We start from the raw sequence: 16,142 nt of genomic DNA, 5'->3' as shown, positions 1-16,142 counted from the left end.
CGCTTCTCTCACTTCTCCTTCGGCGGCACCGTCGGAACCGGCATCAGCGGCAGCCGCAGCGCGCCGAAGGCGTCCGCCGGGACCGCCGGGCTGACCGGCTGCACCGGACGGAGACGTTCGTACGCCGCTCCGGGGGCGGGACGGTGGTCGGGCTCACCCTTGTTCGGCCAGTACGACATCGCGCGCTCGGCCTGGGCCGTGATCGTCAGGGACGGGTTGACGCCCAGGTTGGCGGAGACCGCGGCGCCGTCGACGACCGAGATGCCGGGGTGGCCGTGGAGACGGTGGTACGGGTCGATGACGCCCTCCTCGGGGGTGACCCCGATGGGGCAGCCGCCGAGGAAGTGCGCGGTGAGCGGAGTACCCATCAGTTCGCCCACGTTGCTGCCGGCGAAGCCGTTGATCTCTGCGGCGATCGCGGACGCGGCGGCCGAGGCGGCCGCGATCTGCTTGGGGTTGGGGGAGCCGTGGCCCTGTCGGGCGGTCAGCAGGCCCTTGCCGGGCCCCTTCGGCTTCAGGTACGTGGTGAGCGAGTTGTCCAGGGACTGCATCACCAGACCGATGATGGTCCGCTCCGACCAGCGGCGGTTGGACAGCGAGCGGGCCACCAGCAGCGGGTGTTTCGCCGCGTGGGCCAGCCAGCCGAGCACCCGCGACACACCTGACGCCGTGCCGCCCGCGTACGGCACCTGAAGGATCGACAGACCACCCATCGCGTTGGAGCCCTTGCCGTAGCGGACCGGCTCGATGTGGGTGTTCTCGTCGGGGTGGATGGACGAGGTGATGGCCACGCCCCGGGTGAAGTCGACCTCGGGGGCCCCGTGGGCCTTGCGGTAGCGTCGGTTGTCGGTCTGGGCGCCGACCAGGGCCTCGGAGTTGGTGCGGGTCAGCATGCCCAGGCGGTCGGAGACGTGGGGCAGCCGGCCGTTCGCCTTCATCCGGTGCAGCAGGGTCTGGGTGCCGTAGGTTCCGGCGGCGAGGACGACTCGGCGGGCCTTGAAGACACGGCCCCCGGCCCTGCCTGTGCCCCTGCCCGCCTTGCGGCGTGCGTCGGTGGGCAGGGTGGTCACGGCGAAGCCGCCCTGCGAGTCCTCGGTGAGGGCGACGACCGTCGTCATCGGGTGGATGACCGCGCCCGCCTTCTCGGCGAGGTAGAGGTAGTTCTCGTTGAGGGTGTTCTTCGCGCCGTGGCGGCAGCCGGTCATGCACTCGCCGCACTCGGTGCAGGCGTTGCGGGCCGGGCCCGCGCCGCCGAAGTACGGGTCCGGGACCTGGTCGCCGGGCGCGGCCTTGGCCCTGCCGTCGGCGTCCTCGCCGTCACCGAAGAAGACGCCGACCGGGGCCAGGTGGAAGCTGTCGCCGACGCCCATCCGTTCGGCGGCGGCCTTCAGGTGCACGTCGGACGGGGTCATCGTCGGGTTGAGCCGTACGCCGAGCATGCGGCGGGCCTGGTCGTAGTACGGCTTCAGCTCCTCCTGCCAGTCCGTGATGTCCTTCCACTGGGGGTCCTCGAAGAAGGGCTTCGGAGGTACGTAGAGGGTGTTGGCGTAGTTGAGTGAGCCGCCGCCCACACCGGCCCCGGCGAGCACCATGACATTGCCGAGCAGGTGGATGCGCTGGATGCCGTAGAGGCCGAGTCCGGGTGCCCACAGGTAGTTCCTGAGGTCCCAGGAGTTCTTGGGGAGGGTGGCGCGGGTGAAGCGGCGGCCCGCCTCCAGCACCCCGACCTTGTAACCCTTCTCGGTCAGGCGCAGGGCGGTGACGCTGCCGCCGAAGCCGGAGCCGACGACGATGACGTCGTAGTCGTATGACACGAGCTCTCCTCATTGAGAACGGTGCGTACCGCGCCCCCGGAGGGGCGCGGGGTGTCAACGCAGCCGAAGCGCCTTCATGACCTTGAGGCTGGTGCTCATGAACTGCGCGTACTTCTCGTCGTCCATGCCGAACGACGGGGCCATCGGGAGGAGGCGCTGCTGGGCGACCGTCTGGGCCTCGGTGTACTTGAGGATGCCCTCGGAGCCGTGTCGTCGGCCGAGGCCCGAGTCCTTCATGCCGCCCATGGGGGACTGGACGCTGCCGTACGCCGAGGCGTAGCCCTCGTTGACGTTGACCGTGCCGGCGCGCAGGCGGGCGGCGACGGCGCGGCCCCGGCGGCCGTCCTTGGTCCAGACGGAGGCGTTGAGGCCGTACGCGGTGGCGTTGGCCTCGTCGATGGCCGCCTCCTCGTCCGTGAAGCGGTAGACGGAGACGACGGGGCCGAAGGTCTCCTCGTTGCAGACGGCCATGGGCTCGGTGACGCCGTCGAGGATGGTCGGCTCGTAGAAGTAGGGGCCTATGTCGGGGCGGGCGACGCCGCCGGCGACGACCTTGGCGCCCTTCGCGACGGCCTCGTCCACGTGCCGGGTGACCGTCTCCATCTGACGGTCGCCGACGAGGGAGCCCATGTCGGCGCCGTAGGCGAGGGATGTGCCGAGGCGCATCGCCTTGGTGCGGGCGGCGAAGCGCTCCAGGAAGGCGTCGGCGACGGACTCGTGGACGTACAGGCGCTCGATGGAGATGCAGAGTTGGCCGGCGGAGGAGAAGCAGGCGCGGACGGCTCCGGCGGCGGCCTTCTCTATGTCGGCGTCCTCCAGGACCAGCATGGCGTTCTTGCCGCCGAGTTCGAGGGAGACCCCCACGAGGCGGGCGGCGGCGCCCTGGGCGACCTCGCGGCCGGTGCGGGTGGAGCCGGTGAAGGAGACGTAGTCGGCGTGCCGGACGACCTCGGGGCCGATGACCGGGCCCTCGCCGAGGACGACCTGGAAGACCTCGGCGGGCAGCCCGGCCTCGATGAGGAGGTCACGCGCCCACAGGGCGGTCAGACAGGTCTCCGTGTCGGGCTTCATCACGACCGCGTTGCCCGCGACGAAGGCGGGGATCGCGTCGCCGACGGAGAGTTCGAGCGGGTAGTTCCAGGGGGCGATCTGGCCCACCACACCGCGCGGATGGCGGAGTTCGACCACCTTGGTGAGGGTCGGAACGGCGCCGGCGTGCCGCTTCGGCTTGAGGTACGCGGGGGCCTTGCGGCCGTAGTGGCGGGCCGCGACCGCGACGGCCTGGACCTCCTCGTGGGCGTGCAGACGGGCCTTGCCGGTCTCCAGCTGGATCAGGTCGAGCACCTCGGCCTGACGCTCCAGCACCAGGTCGTGGAAGCGGAGCAGGACGGCGGCGCGTTCGCGTACGGGCACCTGCGCCCACACGGCCTGCGCGGCGCGGGCCCGCACGTACGCCTTCTCCACGTCCTCGGGGGTGGACTCGGGCAGGTCGGCGAGCTTCTCGCCGGTGAACGGCGTGTGGTTGGCGGTCCGGCCGGAGCCGACCACACCCTTGGTGAGCTGGGCGACCAGTTCGGGGGTGACCACGTCGGCGGCGGTGCGGGCGCCCGCCGGGGCGGGTGCGAGGGGGTTGGTGCCGGTCGTCCGTGCCGTGCCGGTCGTGCCCGTGGCGGTCGTGCCGGTCTTTTCGGGGGCCTGCGAGTCCGTCATGACGCGCAGGGTATTCCGGAGCGGACGACTTTGGGTACCCGGCGGTAACAGGCTTTCACCGTCCGCACACACCATGCCAGTGATCAGTGGCACGAAGACGCTGATCAGCGCGTTGGGCGCCCCGCGGTCGCGACTTGGTCACATCGCGCGGAACCCTGGTCTCGCCTCGGCGGGGCCTCACCCCGCGAGGATCTTCAGCCGCTCCCGTGCCCCCTTGAAGACCGCGGTCCCCTTCTTCTCGTCCGGCGTGCCCTTCGGCATGTCCACCCGGAGTTCGAACATCCGGCTGTCGTCGGTGCGGACGATCAGTTCCAGGACGCGGGTGGGGGTGCCGTCCGCGTAGTGGGTGGTGTCGGCGAGCACCGCCTCCTGCTCGTCGAAGCTGGTACTCGTGTACTGCGCGGTGGACTTCACGCCGCTCCCCACGATGTCGGAGGAGTCCTTGGCCTGCTTCATGGGCGACGTGGGCGCCTTGTCCCACTGGGTGAGCCGTACCCGGATGACCTTCTCGCCGTCGTAGATGACCGTGCGGGACCTGCCGTCCTCGCCGCTCTTCGCGCGGATCCGCTCGTACGAGTTCGGGAGGGACAGGACGGCGTTCATCTCCTTCTCGCGGTGGGCGACCCATCGGCTGCCGGCGTCGGCGCCGGACCGGGATGCGGACTCGGACGCGGCGCTCGACTCGGGGCGGAGCGGCGTCGTGACAGGAGGCGCGACCATGGAGCCGTCGTCCTCGGCGCCGATCACCGTCCCGACCCAGACTCCCCCGCCGGCGAACAGGACTCCGGTGACTGCCCCGACAGCGACCAGCCGCCGGTGGGAACGCCTGCCGGGCCGCCGAGCGGGCTCGGCTCGTCGTACGTCGACGGTTGCCGGTGGGGGTGCCGGCGGGGTTGGGGAGGCGTTGCCGGGCCCGGCCTCGTGCCGGTCACCGGGTGCGACGGCCGCGGGTGCCGCGTCCTCGCGTAACGCCTTCCCCGGCCGTTCGTCCGCGAGCCGCAGCGTCCCCTCGTCCTCGCCCAAGTACTGCAGCCGCGACGGCAGTTGCGTGTCCGGGGTCCGTCCCTCCGCCACGTCGGCCAGGATCCTCGCGGCCTCCTCGGCGTCCGGACGGTCCGCGGGGTCCTTGGCCAGGAGCCGTACGACCAGGGGGCCCAGGGGACCGGCACCGGCGGGTTCGGCCGGCTCGGTGGAGAGGATCGCGGCGAGCGTGGACTCGGGGGACGCCCGGCGGAAGGGAGAGGCGCCCTCGACTGCGGCGTACAGGAGGACGCCGAGCGACCACAGGTCGGAGGGCGGCCCGGCGGCACCATGGCCGGACATGCGCTCGGGAGCGACGAACTCCAGCGAACCGACGAACTCCCCCGTCATGGTGAGCGATTCCTCGCCCTGGACATGGGCGATGCCGAAGTCGGTGAGGACGACCTGGCCGTGCTGGCCGAGCAGGACGTTGGCGGGTTTGACGTCGCGGTGCACGATGCCGACGCCGTGCGCGGCGTCCAGCGCGCCGACGACGGCGAGGCCGATACGGGCCGACTCGGCGGGCGTGAGGGCGCCGCGTCGGAGCCGTTCCTGGAGGGACTCGCCGCGGACCCACTCCATGACGATCCAGGGGTGGCCGTCGTCGATCACGACGTCATGGATGGTGACGGCCGACGGGTGGTCGACGCGGGCGGCGGCACGGGCCTCGCGGTAGAGGCGGTTGGCGGCCCGGCGGCGGGCCTCGTTCTCCGGGTCGTCGGGGTCGCCCGGCAGCCTGGGCTGCTTGACGGCGACCTCGCGGCCCACCAGTTCGTCGACCGCCCTCCACACGGTGCCCATGCCACCGGAACCGATGCGCTCGGTCAGGCGGTAGCGACCGCCGACCAGGCGCTCGTCGCACCGGGCCGACCGACCGCCGAACCTGCGTGCCTCGCGCTGATGTTCGCCGTCGTCGCTCATGCGACATCAGTACCGCGCGGACGCGGAATTTGTCGACGTACGGCCAGGACAAGGCGCGTTCCCCGGGGAACGGGCAGTCGTGAGCGCTAGCGCCGGCGGTTCCACAGGTCCTCGGCCCAGCCGTACCGTTCGCGGTGCTTGGGCAGGGCCGTGCGGCCGACGGCCGCGGCGAGCTTGCGCAACCGGCGCCAGTCCAGGGGAGGTTTGGGCTCGGGTACGCCCGGCCGGTCGCGCGGTACCCGTACGCGCAGCGCCTTGGCCGAGATCCGGCAGTGCACGGGCGTCGGCAGGACGAGGGCCTCACCGTCGACGCCGACCTCGATCTCCGGCCGGTCCGCCTCGACGATGATCTCGTCGGCGATGAGGAGGCTGAGGCCGGGCGCGTTCGGCCCGAGGACCAGGCTCGCGGCGTCGGCCGCGTTGTCGACCCGTACGCCGACCACGCCCAGTACCCCGGCGTCCAGCCGCTCACGGCGGCCGAGGCCGACCAGGTCGTCGCTGCGGTAGACGTTGTTGCTGACCAGCACGGCCTGGGGCGCGTCGATCACGGCGTCACCGATCCGGGCGGTGAGCCGCGGGCCGCGCTGGTGCGTGAGCAGTTCGGGCAGCAGTTCCAGCGTGGTGCGTACCTTGTCGTCACGGTAGGCCGGGCTCTGCACGACGGCCGCGTACGCGCCGAAGGAGGCGTTGTTCACGAAGGGGTGGCCGCTGGCGTACCCGAGGTCGACGTGGAGTTCGACGCCCTTGTCGGTGAGGGCGTCGAGGCAGGCGGCGGGGTTGTCGCGGTCGAGGCCGAGGTCCATGGCGAAGTGGTTGCGGGTGCCGGCGGAGATGACGAGGAGGGGCACGTCGTACGCCGCCGCGATGGCGGCCACCTGCGCCTGGGTGCCGTCCCCGCCGGCGACGCCGAGCAGGTCGGCGCCTGCCCGGACCGCGTCACGGGCCAGTACGGCGACGTCCTCGTGGTGCTCCGGGTCGAGCAGATGGACCCTGGCGCCGAGCCGTTCGGCTCTCTCCTTCAGCCGGAAACGCTCGACCTTCCCGCCCCCCGACTTGGGGTTCATGATGAGGAAGGGCCGGGCCGGCGCGGGTGTGCGGTGCTCGGGCACGTCCACCCGGTGCGACTTGGTGAGGCTGAGCGCGAACTTCCCGGACCAGACGGCCGCACCCCACAGCGCGGCCGACACGAGCACGACCCAGAGCAGGTTGACGGTCGCGAACCACCAGATGACCCCCACCGGCGCTGCCACCGCCAGTGTGGCCGCCGCGGCCCGGACGGCGCCCCGATGCGTCAGCACCCACCACAGTGCGGCCACCGTGAGACCGGCGCCGAGCAGCAGACCCGCGACGAGCAGCAGGCTCGCCTCCCGGGCGTAGACGATCGGCAGCAGGACGGCCAGTGCCGCGCTGCCGAGGGCGGCCCGTGCCGCCCACCGCTGTCTCGCATGAGCCCGCACATCCAGGTGTTCGATGCCCACGCCCGCCCGCCCTCCGCGCCGATCACGCACTTGACACGGCATGTTAGGGCCAGGGGGCGGGCCAAGGCGATGGCCTTCCGATCATCCGCGGGAACGCCGTCGCGAGCGCCGCACGAGACCGCGACCCGCATACGCCCGTTGGGGTCATGGTCGAGGTCCGGGCGGTTCCTGACGGCGCAGCGGGGTGTTGGGCGAGTCGGCGTGGCCGACGAACGCGGAGTCCGAGCACCCATGAAGATCACTTTTCTGCTGCACAACGCCTACGCGATCGGCGGCACGGTCCGCTCGACCCTGACCCTCGCCGGGGCGCTGGCCGCCCGGCACGAGGTTGAGATCGTCTCGGTGTTCCGGACGGCGGCACAGCCCCTGCTGGGGGTGAGCGGCGATGTGCGCCTGATCCCGCTGGTCGACGAGCGCCCCGACTCCGCGGCGTACGACGGCGGCCATGAACTGATGGCGCGGCCCTCCGCGCTGGTGCCACCCGCCGAGGTCCTCGCCCACCGCTACACCGCTCTGACCGACGCGCGCCTGCGCGCGTTCCTCGGCTCCACCGACGCCGACGTCGTGATCGCGACCCGTCCCGCGCTGGTCGTCGTCCTCGCCGAGCACGGACCGCGGCACGCGATCCGCATCGGTCAGGAGCACCTGTCGTACGACAACCACGTGCCGGGGGTGCGCGCGGCGCAGAACGAGGCGATCGGCCGCCTCGACGCGTTCGTCACCGTGTCCGCGCGGGACGCCGCCGACCATCGCCGTCTGCTGCCCGGCCTGCGTACCCGGATCACGGACATCGCCAATGCCGCGCCCCGCCCGAGAGCCGAACCGTCCGGCCTGCGGGCCCCGCTCGTGGTCGCCGCCGGGCGGCTGGTGCCGGTCAAGCGCTACGACCTGCTCGTCGAGGCCTTCGCCAAGGTCGTCGCCGAACGCCCCGAGTGGCGGCTGCGGATCCACGGCCAGGGACCTGAGCGCGCGAACCTGCGCGCCGCCGTCGCGGCCCACAACCTCAACGACCACGTCTTCCTGATGGGCCCGCACACCACCATGGAGACCGAGTGGGCGAAGGCCTCCGTGGCCGTCGTGAGCTCCGCGTGGGAGTCCTTCGGCATGACCATCCTGGAGGCCATGCACGCCGGGGTCCCCGTGGTGGCCACCGACTGTCCCCACGGCCCCGGCGAGATCATCACCGACGGCTCCGACGGCCTCCTCGTCCCGCCGGGCGACCCCGACGCCCTCGCGACGGGGCTGCTCCGCCTCATCAACGACCCCGGTCTCCGGCGCGCGATCGGCACCGCCGGCCGCACCACGGTCCAGCGGTACGGGCCGGCCACGATCGCGGACCGGTACGAGCAGCTCATCGCCGAACTGCTGGGCGCTCGACGGCCGGGGCTGGTGGCGGGGATGGGGCGGTGGCTGGGCCGGACGACGCCGGGGCGGTGGATGCGGCGGGCGGCTCCGGAGCCAGGGGCGTGGCGGGCCGGGGCGGCGCCCGCGACGGAGATCGCGCTGAGGCCGTCACGTCCGTGGGGCGACTGCCGGGTCGACGCACGGCGGGACGTACGGGTGTCGGTCGGCTGGGCCGACGCGTCCGGGCAGGACCTCGTACTGATCCTGCGCCACCGCCGCGGGGAGGACGAGATCCGGATGCCGCTGGAACGACTCCCGTCGCACGACGCCGGCCCGGCATCCCTGGAGCGGGAGCGGACGGACGGCGCCCGGAGCCCGTCGGACCGAGAGCCGCGGGACGACTCCGGAGGCAGGTGGACCGCCACGCTGAGCGCAGCCCGTCCGCCCCTCGCCGAGGGCCGCTGGGATCTGTACGCCGAGCGGGCGAAGGACGGTGTACGGCGCCGGCTGCGGGCCGGGCTCGTGGAGCAGCGGGGCCTGCTGGATTCGGAGTTCACCGGCGCGGGCCCGGTGGTGTGGTGGATCCCGTATACGACCAGGGACGGCTGCCTCGCCCTGCGGACCTTTCACCGCGCCGCCCACGCCGAGGTCACCGCACTGCCGGCCGGTGAGGGGTCGTCGGCCGTGGAGGGCGTGCTGCACGGAGCCGAACTCGGCGTCGGCGCGGCGCTGGTGGGCGTCGCCCGGGGTGGGCAGGCGCCAGACTTCGAGGCACCGGCGGTGTCCACCGGAGGGCAGCTGCCCGACGGGCACCAGTCCCCCGGACGCCGGTTCCACGGGCGGCTGCCGTCCCTGCCGGAGCCGACCGTCCCCGGCAAGGTGATCTGGGACCTGTTCCTGCGCCCCGCCGCCGACGCCGGACCCGTCCGCCTCGGACGGCTGTTCGGCGACATCGTGGACCGCAAGGACACCGACAAGTACCCGGCGGTCACCATGCCCACGCAGTCCGGCGCGTCCCTGCGGGCCCGCTTCTTCTTCACCGTCACCAACGACCTGGCCCTGAGTGTGTCTGCGTGCGGTGATCGAGCCGCTGCTGCCGAAGCGTGAGCGGCGGATACGGCATCCCGGGTGCAAGAGGACGCCTCCGGCTCGCCCACAGCACGACCCGCACGCAAGAGCCCGGCGTTCTGAAAGGCCCCTAGGAGGCGCTCCAGCGGGGGTCACGGCCGAGGTAACGCAGGAGGACCGCCACGTCGTCATCGCCCTGCTCGGGCGCCAGGGCGGCGGCGTACGCGCCGTAGGGGCGCAGCGGCTCGACGATCTCCCTGGCGACCTTGAGGAGGGGGCGGGCCAACTCGGGCGTGAGCGGCGACGGCCGGCCGGTCGCCAGGGCGATGTCCCAGGCGTGGACCGCTGCGTCCAGCCCGCACGCCGCCGAGCCGGACCACGGGGACATCATGTGCGGCGGCACCGGCGTGGGCACCTCGGCGGCGTCCCGGTCGACCCCCGCCCACGCCTTCGCCGCGCGTGCCAGGGCGTCCTCGAGGAACGCCGCCGGGTCCACCCCCTCCAGCTCGCCCGAGGGGGCGAACGGGTTGAAGTCGGGGCCGGGTTCGCCGGTCAGCGCGGCGGCATAGCCGATCTGGTCGCCGACGGCGTGCTGGAAGACCTGGGCGACGGTCCAGCCAGCGCAGGGCGTCGGCAGGTGCCAGCCGTCGGCGGGGACGGCGCGGGCCGCCGTGCGCAGTGCTTCGTGGGAGGCGTCCAGGACAGCCCAACCGCTGGAGACCATGCCATCGCTCATCGGAGAGCCCCCTGCCGTGGTGCCCTCACCGTGGTGAATGTCGTCGTCATGCGTCCACTCTCGGCCCGTGGCGACAGGAGAACCAGTGCCCTTTGCGACGGGAGGACTGCCAGTGCCAGGCGCAACGGCTGCCCGGCCGTGCGCGGTCGGCCGGGCTGGGCCCGCTTGTGGGCCATTCTTCCGAAGGCCCCCTCAGGACTTGACGATCTTCAGGGTCTCGACGGCCGTACGGGCGATCTCCCGGCCCTGCTCGGTGAAGTGCCCCTTGCCCGGATAGTCGATCCACAGCCGGTACGTGTCGCCGTTGTCGGCCCGGTAGTAGAGCACCCGCGCCTCGCGCAGCCGCGGGGACTCGCTGTCGGTGGTCGTGTAGACGATGGTGTTCTCGGCGGCGTCACGCTCCTGGTACTTGGCCTCTTTCGGCCTTCCCCTGGGCGCGGGGTCGTCGGCGATGCCCCAGGAGTACTCGCCGTCCTTGAGCATGTCCCAGTCGGCGTAGGCCTTGTCCAGCGCGGTGGCCGGAAGCTCGTCCTCCTTGTCGTCCGCTTTGACGTCGCGGTCCACGGCGATCTGGATGAGCCCGCTCGGGTCGCTGTACGACGCGTATGTGTCGTCCGCCTCGTCCGGCTCGTACGTGTCCTTCGTGAAGTCCCCGGGCACTCCGACGCTCGCGCCGACCCTGCCCCCGAGTTCCCGCTGCTTCCAGCCGTCCGGCAGCGGTCCGGCGAAGGGGTCGGCGACGACCAGGTACGCCGTGACCGCGGCCGCGACCACCGCCGCGGCGAGGCCGACGAGGGTCTTGGGGCCGAGGCGCAGCCCCTTGCCGGCCGGGGCGGCGACCTGCTGGACCACCTGGGTGGGTGCCGGTGCCGGCGGGTTCGCGGCGGCCTCCAGGAGTTCGCGGACGCGGGCGGCGGTCGGACGGCGCGCCGGGTCCTTCTGCAGCAGGCCGCTGATGGCCTCGGCGAGCGGGCCCGTGGCCGACGCGGGAGCGGTGGGCGCGGCGTTGAGGACGGACTGCAGGGTCGCGGGGGTGTTGCTGCGCCGGAAGGGCGAGACCCCTTCGGTGGCGGCGTAGAGGACGACGCCCAGCGACCAGAGGTCGGAGGCGGGGCCGGGACGCTGGCCCAGCACGCGTTCGGGGGCGATGTACTCGGGGGAGCCGACGAAGCCGCCGGTGTCCGTCAGGTTGGTCTCGCCCTCGATCTGGGCGATGCCGAAGTCGGTGAGGACGACCCGGTCGTGACGGCCGAGCAGGACGTTGTCGGGCTTGACGTCGCGGTGCAGGATGCCCGCCGCGTGCGCGGCCTCCAGCGCGCCGAGCACCTCCAGGCCGATTCTCGCCGCGTCACGCACCCCGAGGGTGCCCTCCTGGAGGGCGTCGCCCAGGGAACGCCCCTGCACCAGCTCCATCACGATCCATGGCCGGCCGTCCACGACCGCCACATCGTGCACGTTCACGACCGCCGGGTGATCGAGTCTGGCCGCGGCTCGTGCCTCGCGGCGCATCCGCTCGTAGACGTTGGCTCGTTCACGCTCGGGAAGGTGGTCCGGGACGCGGGGCTCCTTGACGGCGACCTCCCGGTCCACCGTCTCGTCCTTCGCCCGCCACACCGTGCCCATCCCCCCGTGCCCGAGCTTGGCGAGCAGTCGGTAACGGCCCGCGATCAGCCGCCCGGCACCGTGGTCCCGCGCGGGCTGCACCGACGGGCCTGGCGGGGTGGGCGGGGCGGGGTGGGAGGTCGAAGCCGGCTGCGGCGTCGGCTGCAGGTCCGGCGGCGTCGGCTGCGCGTACGGGTTGCCCGGGTACGGCACGGCAGGCTGCGGCGGTTGCAGTCCGAAACTCGTCGGCTCGCCGGATCCGTAAGGGGCTCCCCCGTTGCTGCTCATATGTTCATCTGTATCGTGCAAGCCCCCGGGCTTCCAGCCCGGTCGCCCTCCAGTCACAGACCCGTGACGCGGGAAGTCCCTTATCTCCGTTTTATCGCGTACCTTGACGTCGCCTCACCGGCTCGCGAAGGTGTCCACCGCCACGTCGAAGTACTCCTTCGCCTCGCTCACCCTCCCGACCGGTGCAGAGACCCACACGTCGTACAGCTTCCCGTCCTGCTCCCAGCACAGGTCGTACGTGTGGCGTGGCCCCTCCGCCGAGCTGAAGCCGTCCCAGGTGAACTCCCAGAGCGCCGCGGGCCGCCCCTGGTGCGTGGTCTCGGCGACCCGCCCGTCCCGGTAACCGGGGTTCGTGGCGGGACCCTCCTCGTGGGAGCGCCGCATCACGGCGACCGGGCCGCCCTCCTCGGGATCGTCGACCTTGATGCCGATCCGGATCGACTGCCCCGGCGACATGTAGAAGAGCCGCTCCCCCTGCGGCTCCCGGGTGAAGTCGTCCGGCACGGCGAGGCTGAAGCCCCGCTCGTCCCGGGCGAGCCGGTACCCGGAGGGCACGGTCGGCGCGGTGGCCGCCCGCGAGCGCGTCACCGTGGGCGCGGCGTCCCCCGACGTCCCCGAGGACATGCCCGTCGTCGTCCCGGACGCCGTACCGGACGTCGCGCCCGAAGTCGTCCCGGAGGTGCTGGGCTTGCCCGGCCCGCCCGGCTGGCCCGCCGTGCCGGACGGCGTGTTGGACGTGCCGGGCGTACGGGGTACCGATGTGGTCGGCGAGACGCCCCCGGCGCCGCCCTCCCCCATCAGCAGCGCGGCCGCCGACACCCCCGCTCCCGCCATCGCCGCGACCAGCGCGGCAGCGACCATGATGCTCCTGGTGGACTGCGGCCGCCGTGGCTGCGCGGGCTGCTCCGGCAGGGCCGTCGCCTGGTCGTGCACGGGGCCGCCGGGCTGTCCCGGCTGTTCGGGGTGGTCCCGGTGTCCGGCTTGCGTTGCGTCCTGGACGGCGGGCGGCGGGGGCGTGCGCGGCACGTCGCGCCGGGTCGGGGTGTAACCGGTCGAGGTGCGCGGCCCCTTGGGCGGCCGCGGCGTACGGCCGGTCTCCCGGAACGCGCGCAGCAGTCGCTCCGCCTCAGCCGCGTCGAGCCGCCGGTCGGGGTCGCGCTCCAGCAGCCCGCGGATGACGGGGAGCAGCGGGGCGGCCTGGGCCGGTGGCCGGATGTCGTCGAAGACGACGGCGTGCAGGATGCCGCCCAACGAGTCGCGGCGGAAGGGCGATTCCCCGCTGAGCACGGTGCACAGCAGCGCGCCCAGCGACCACAGGTCGGACTCGGGCCCGGTTCGGACCCCTGACATCCGTTCCGGCGCGGTGTACTCGGGCGAGCCGACGAAGGACCCGTTCTCGGTGAGCGTGGTGGCGCCCGCGACCTGGGCGATGCCGAAGTCGGTGAGGACGACCCGGTCGGTTCCCCTCTCCAGCAGGACGTTCGCGGGTTTGAGGTCGCGGTGCAGGACCCCCGCGTCGTGCGCCCGCCGCAGCGCGCCCAGCAGAGCGAGCCCGATCCGGGCCGCCTCCCGCGCCTCGACCGGCCCGTCGGCCGCGACCCGCTCGGCGAGCGAGCCGCCGTCGATGAACTCCATCACGATGTAGGGGCGTTCGTCCTGTTCGACGACGTCGTGGACGACGATGATGTGCGGGTGGCCGAGCCGGGCCACCGCCCGGGCCTCCCGCAGGGTGCGTTCGCGCAGTTGCCGGGACGTCTCCTCGGGGAGCGAGGGGTCGAGGGCCAGCTCCTTCACCGCGACCCGCCGGCCGAGGAGTTCGTCGGTGGCGCGCCACACGATGCCCATACCGCCGCGGCCGACCCTGGCCTCCAGCCGGTACCGGCCCGCTATGACACGGACGTTCTCCCCCTCGGTCCCCATGCGCCCCATCATGCCGCACCGGACCGGAACCCTCCGGTGCCACGTGACAGGGCTGGCCGACAAGCGACGTACGCGCGTCTCGCGAGCGCCGCGTACGCGCCGTGCACAGGCCCCCGGTCCCGAGATCCGCCGGGCCCGGGCCGGGAAAGCCGCGTGGCCGGGTCTGTCGCCCTGTCAGGACTCGGCAGCGGGCCCGGCGCCATGGATGCCCGGCCCCGTGGGACCGAGGGGGCCGGGCTGAGTGGGCGTTCCTCGGGTCACTTCCGTGCCTCCCGCCAGCTGCGCAGCACCGTGTCGAACTGTTCGCGCGCGGTGTCCCAGTCGGCGACGGGCGAGGACATGTAGATCGTGTACTCGACTCCGTCGCGGGCGAGATACGTCTGTTCGATCGCCCGGCGCGGACCGGGGAAGTCGGTGTCCTGGGCCGCCGTCCAGGTGAAGTCCCACAGCGCACCCGGGCGGTCGCGGTAGAGGTTCTCGGCCAGGCTCACCGCCCGGTACGCGGGGAGCCGTCCCTTCACCTGCTCCTCCAGGTCGAGCTGGTGGAGGTAGGGGCTGTCGAAGTCCGGCGAGTCGTCGACGGCCACTCGGAGGAAGTGCTCGCCGCCGTCCGGTGTGTAGTCGATCTGCGCGCCCTCCACCCGACGCTTCCACCCCTCGGGCAGGACCAGGCTGAAACCCTCCGGGTCGTCGACGCGGACCCATCCCTCGGGGACGCCGTCCGTCGCCGGCCGGCCCTGGCCCGTCGTCGTGCCACCCGTCCCGGCCGTCGTACCGGCCGTGGCCGAGGTGTTCGCCGCCCGCCACTCGTCCGCGTAGTACATCGCGGCGGCGCCACCGCCCCCGATGAGCGCGGCCAGCAGGACGACGAGGGCGACGGTACGGGCGCGTCCGCGCCCCCTGGCGCCGCCGGGGGTGCCGGTGGGGCCGTGGCCTGCGACCGTCCGGGCGCCGGACGCGAAGCCGGGCGCGGGGGTGGCGGAAGCCAGGGCGGCGGACGGCACGGCGCCCGCGGCGGGACGCCCCGCGCCGTGGGCTTCCTCAGGGGCCCCGCCGGGCCCTTGGGGAGTCCCGCCGTACGCATGGGCGGCCCCGGCAACACGGGCGCCCTCCACAGGCCCCCCGTACGCGCCGCCGGCGCCTCCCCCCGCGCCCTCATGCGCACGTCGAGAGCCTGTCTCAGGCCCGCCCCCAACCCCACGAGAGCCCGCCTCGGACCCGCCGTCGCCCTCGCCCACGTCATCTCGGCGACGCGGGCCGGAATCCGTGGCGGCCGCTCCCGCCGCCTGCTGCCGCGTGGGCACGTACGCCTGGGCGACGCGCGGCCGCCGCCCCTCCGCGGCCTCGGCGAGCATCTGCTCGGCGTCCTGCGCGTCGGGCCGTACGGCGGGGTCCTTGCACAGCAGCGCGGCGATGACGGGACCGAGCGGGCCCGCCGCCACCGGTTCGGCGGCTTCCTCGCTCACCACGGCCTGCATGGTGGTGAGCGGGGTGGTGCGCCGGAACGGCGACTTGCCCTCCACCGCCGTGTACAGCGTGGCGCCCAGCGACCAGAGGTCCGACGCGGGCCCGGGCTCGTGCCCGCGCACCCGCTCGGGCGCGATGTAGTCGACCGAACCGACGATCTCCCCGGTGCGCGTGATCGTCGTGTCGCCCTCGACCTGGGCGATGCCGAAGTCGGTCAGCATGACCCGGCCGTCCTCGGCGAGCAGGACGTTGCCCGGCTTCACATCACGGTGCAGCACACCGGCCTGGTGGGCGGCGCGCAGCGCGCGCAGCACCCACATCCCGATCCGGGCCGCCTCCCGCGCCTCGACGCGCCCGTGTTCCCGGACCGCGTCGGCGAGCGAGACGCCCTCGACCAACTCCATGACGATCCACGGCCGGTTGTCGTGCTCCAGCACGTCGTGCACGGTGACCACGGCCGAGTGGTTGATCCGCGCAGCCGCGCGCGCCTCCGCCCGGGTCCGCGCCAGCAGCACGGCCTGCTCGTTCTCCGAGACGTACAGCGCGGCCGTCAACTCCTTGACTGCCACCGCCCGGTGCAGCACCTCGTCCCGGGCACGCCACACCCTGCCCATGCCGCCGCTGCCGATGACGTCGACGAGCCGGTAGCGCTCGGCGATGAGCCGGCCCTGCATCTGATTCACGTTGCCCCGCAATGCTCTTGACAGGGTCAGGTTAAGGAGCGGCGCTCCCACCGGGGAACCGGCACGGCCGCACAGAGACAGCACTGTGACG

9 protein-coding genes are annotated in these 16,142 nt (G+C 73.2%); 1 reads left to right on the top strand and 8 read right to left on the bottom strand.

Annotated features, from left to right (window positions below; all coding sequences use genetic code 11):
• Window positions 1–8: 8 nt before the first annotated feature.
• From ACZ43N_RS23420 to ACZ43N_RS23405, 4 genes are all read right to left on the bottom strand, one after another.
• A complete protein-coding gene (locus tag ACZ43N_RS23420) occupies window positions 9–1,814 on the bottom strand; it encodes a GMC oxidoreductase (RefSeq protein WP_468100053.1) in 1,806 nt (601 codons plus the stop codon).
• A gap of 54 nt (window positions 1,815–1,868) precedes the next feature.
• Entirely contained in the window at window positions 1,869–3,524 is a 1,656-nt protein-coding gene (locus tag ACZ43N_RS23415; RefSeq protein WP_468100051.1) for a succinic semialdehyde dehydrogenase, read from the bottom strand.
• Window positions 3,525–3,701: 177 nt separating this feature from the next.
• A complete protein-coding gene (locus ACZ43N_RS23410) occupies window positions 3,702–5,465 on the bottom strand; it encodes a serine/threonine-protein kinase (protein WP_468100049.1) in 1,764 nt (587 codons plus the stop codon).
• Between the two features lie 86 nt (window positions 5,466–5,551).
• Window positions 5,552–6,943 (bottom strand): diacylglycerol/lipid kinase family protein, encoded by a 1,392-nt coding sequence (locus ACZ43N_RS23405; RefSeq protein WP_468100047.1) that lies wholly within the window; start codon window positions 6,941–6,943, stop codon window positions 5,552–5,554.
• 231 nt (window positions 6,944–7,174) lie between these two features.
• Between ACZ43N_RS23405 and ACZ43N_RS23400 the strand changes: the two genes are divergently transcribed.
• A complete protein-coding gene (locus ACZ43N_RS23400) occupies window positions 7,175–9,394 on the top strand; it encodes a glycosyltransferase family 4 protein (RefSeq protein ID WP_468100046.1) in 2,220 nt (739 codons plus the stop codon).
• Window positions 9,395–9,485: 91 nt separating this feature from the next.
• On the opposite strand, the gene ACZ43N_RS23395 is transcribed toward ACZ43N_RS23400, so the two are convergent.
• The 4 genes from ACZ43N_RS23395 to ACZ43N_RS23380 form a co-directional block, all read right to left on the bottom strand.
• A complete protein-coding gene (locus ACZ43N_RS23395) occupies window positions 9,486–10,091 on the bottom strand; it encodes a TIGR03086 family metal-binding protein (RefSeq protein WP_468100044.1) in 606 nt (201 codons plus the stop codon).
• Between the two features lie 192 nt (window positions 10,092–10,283).
• Window positions 10,284–11,981: a serine/threonine-protein kinase gene (locus ACZ43N_RS23390; protein WP_468100043.1), complete on the bottom strand. Its 1,698-nt coding sequence runs from the start codon at window positions 11,979–11,981 to the stop codon at window positions 10,284–10,286.
• A gap of 114 nt (window positions 11,982–12,095) precedes the next feature.
• A complete protein-coding gene (locus ACZ43N_RS23385; RefSeq protein WP_468100042.1) occupies window positions 12,096–13,901 on the bottom strand; it encodes a serine/threonine-protein kinase in 1,806 nt (601 codons plus the stop codon).
• A 257-nt stretch (window positions 13,902–14,158) separates the two neighbouring features.
• Window positions 14,159–16,042 carry a serine/threonine-protein kinase gene (locus tag ACZ43N_RS23380; protein WP_468100040.1) on the bottom strand — a complete coding sequence of 628 codons (1,884 nt, stop codon included), beginning with the start codon at window positions 16,040–16,042 and terminating at the stop codon, window positions 14,159–14,161.
• Window positions 16,043–16,142: the final 100 nt, after the last annotated feature.

The sequence above is a fragment of the Streptomyces sp. NPDC030814 genome (genome assembly GCF_055572155.1).
The sequence above is the reverse complement of the archived record's forward strand: the minus strand, read 5'-3'. Positions and strand labels throughout refer to the sequence as shown.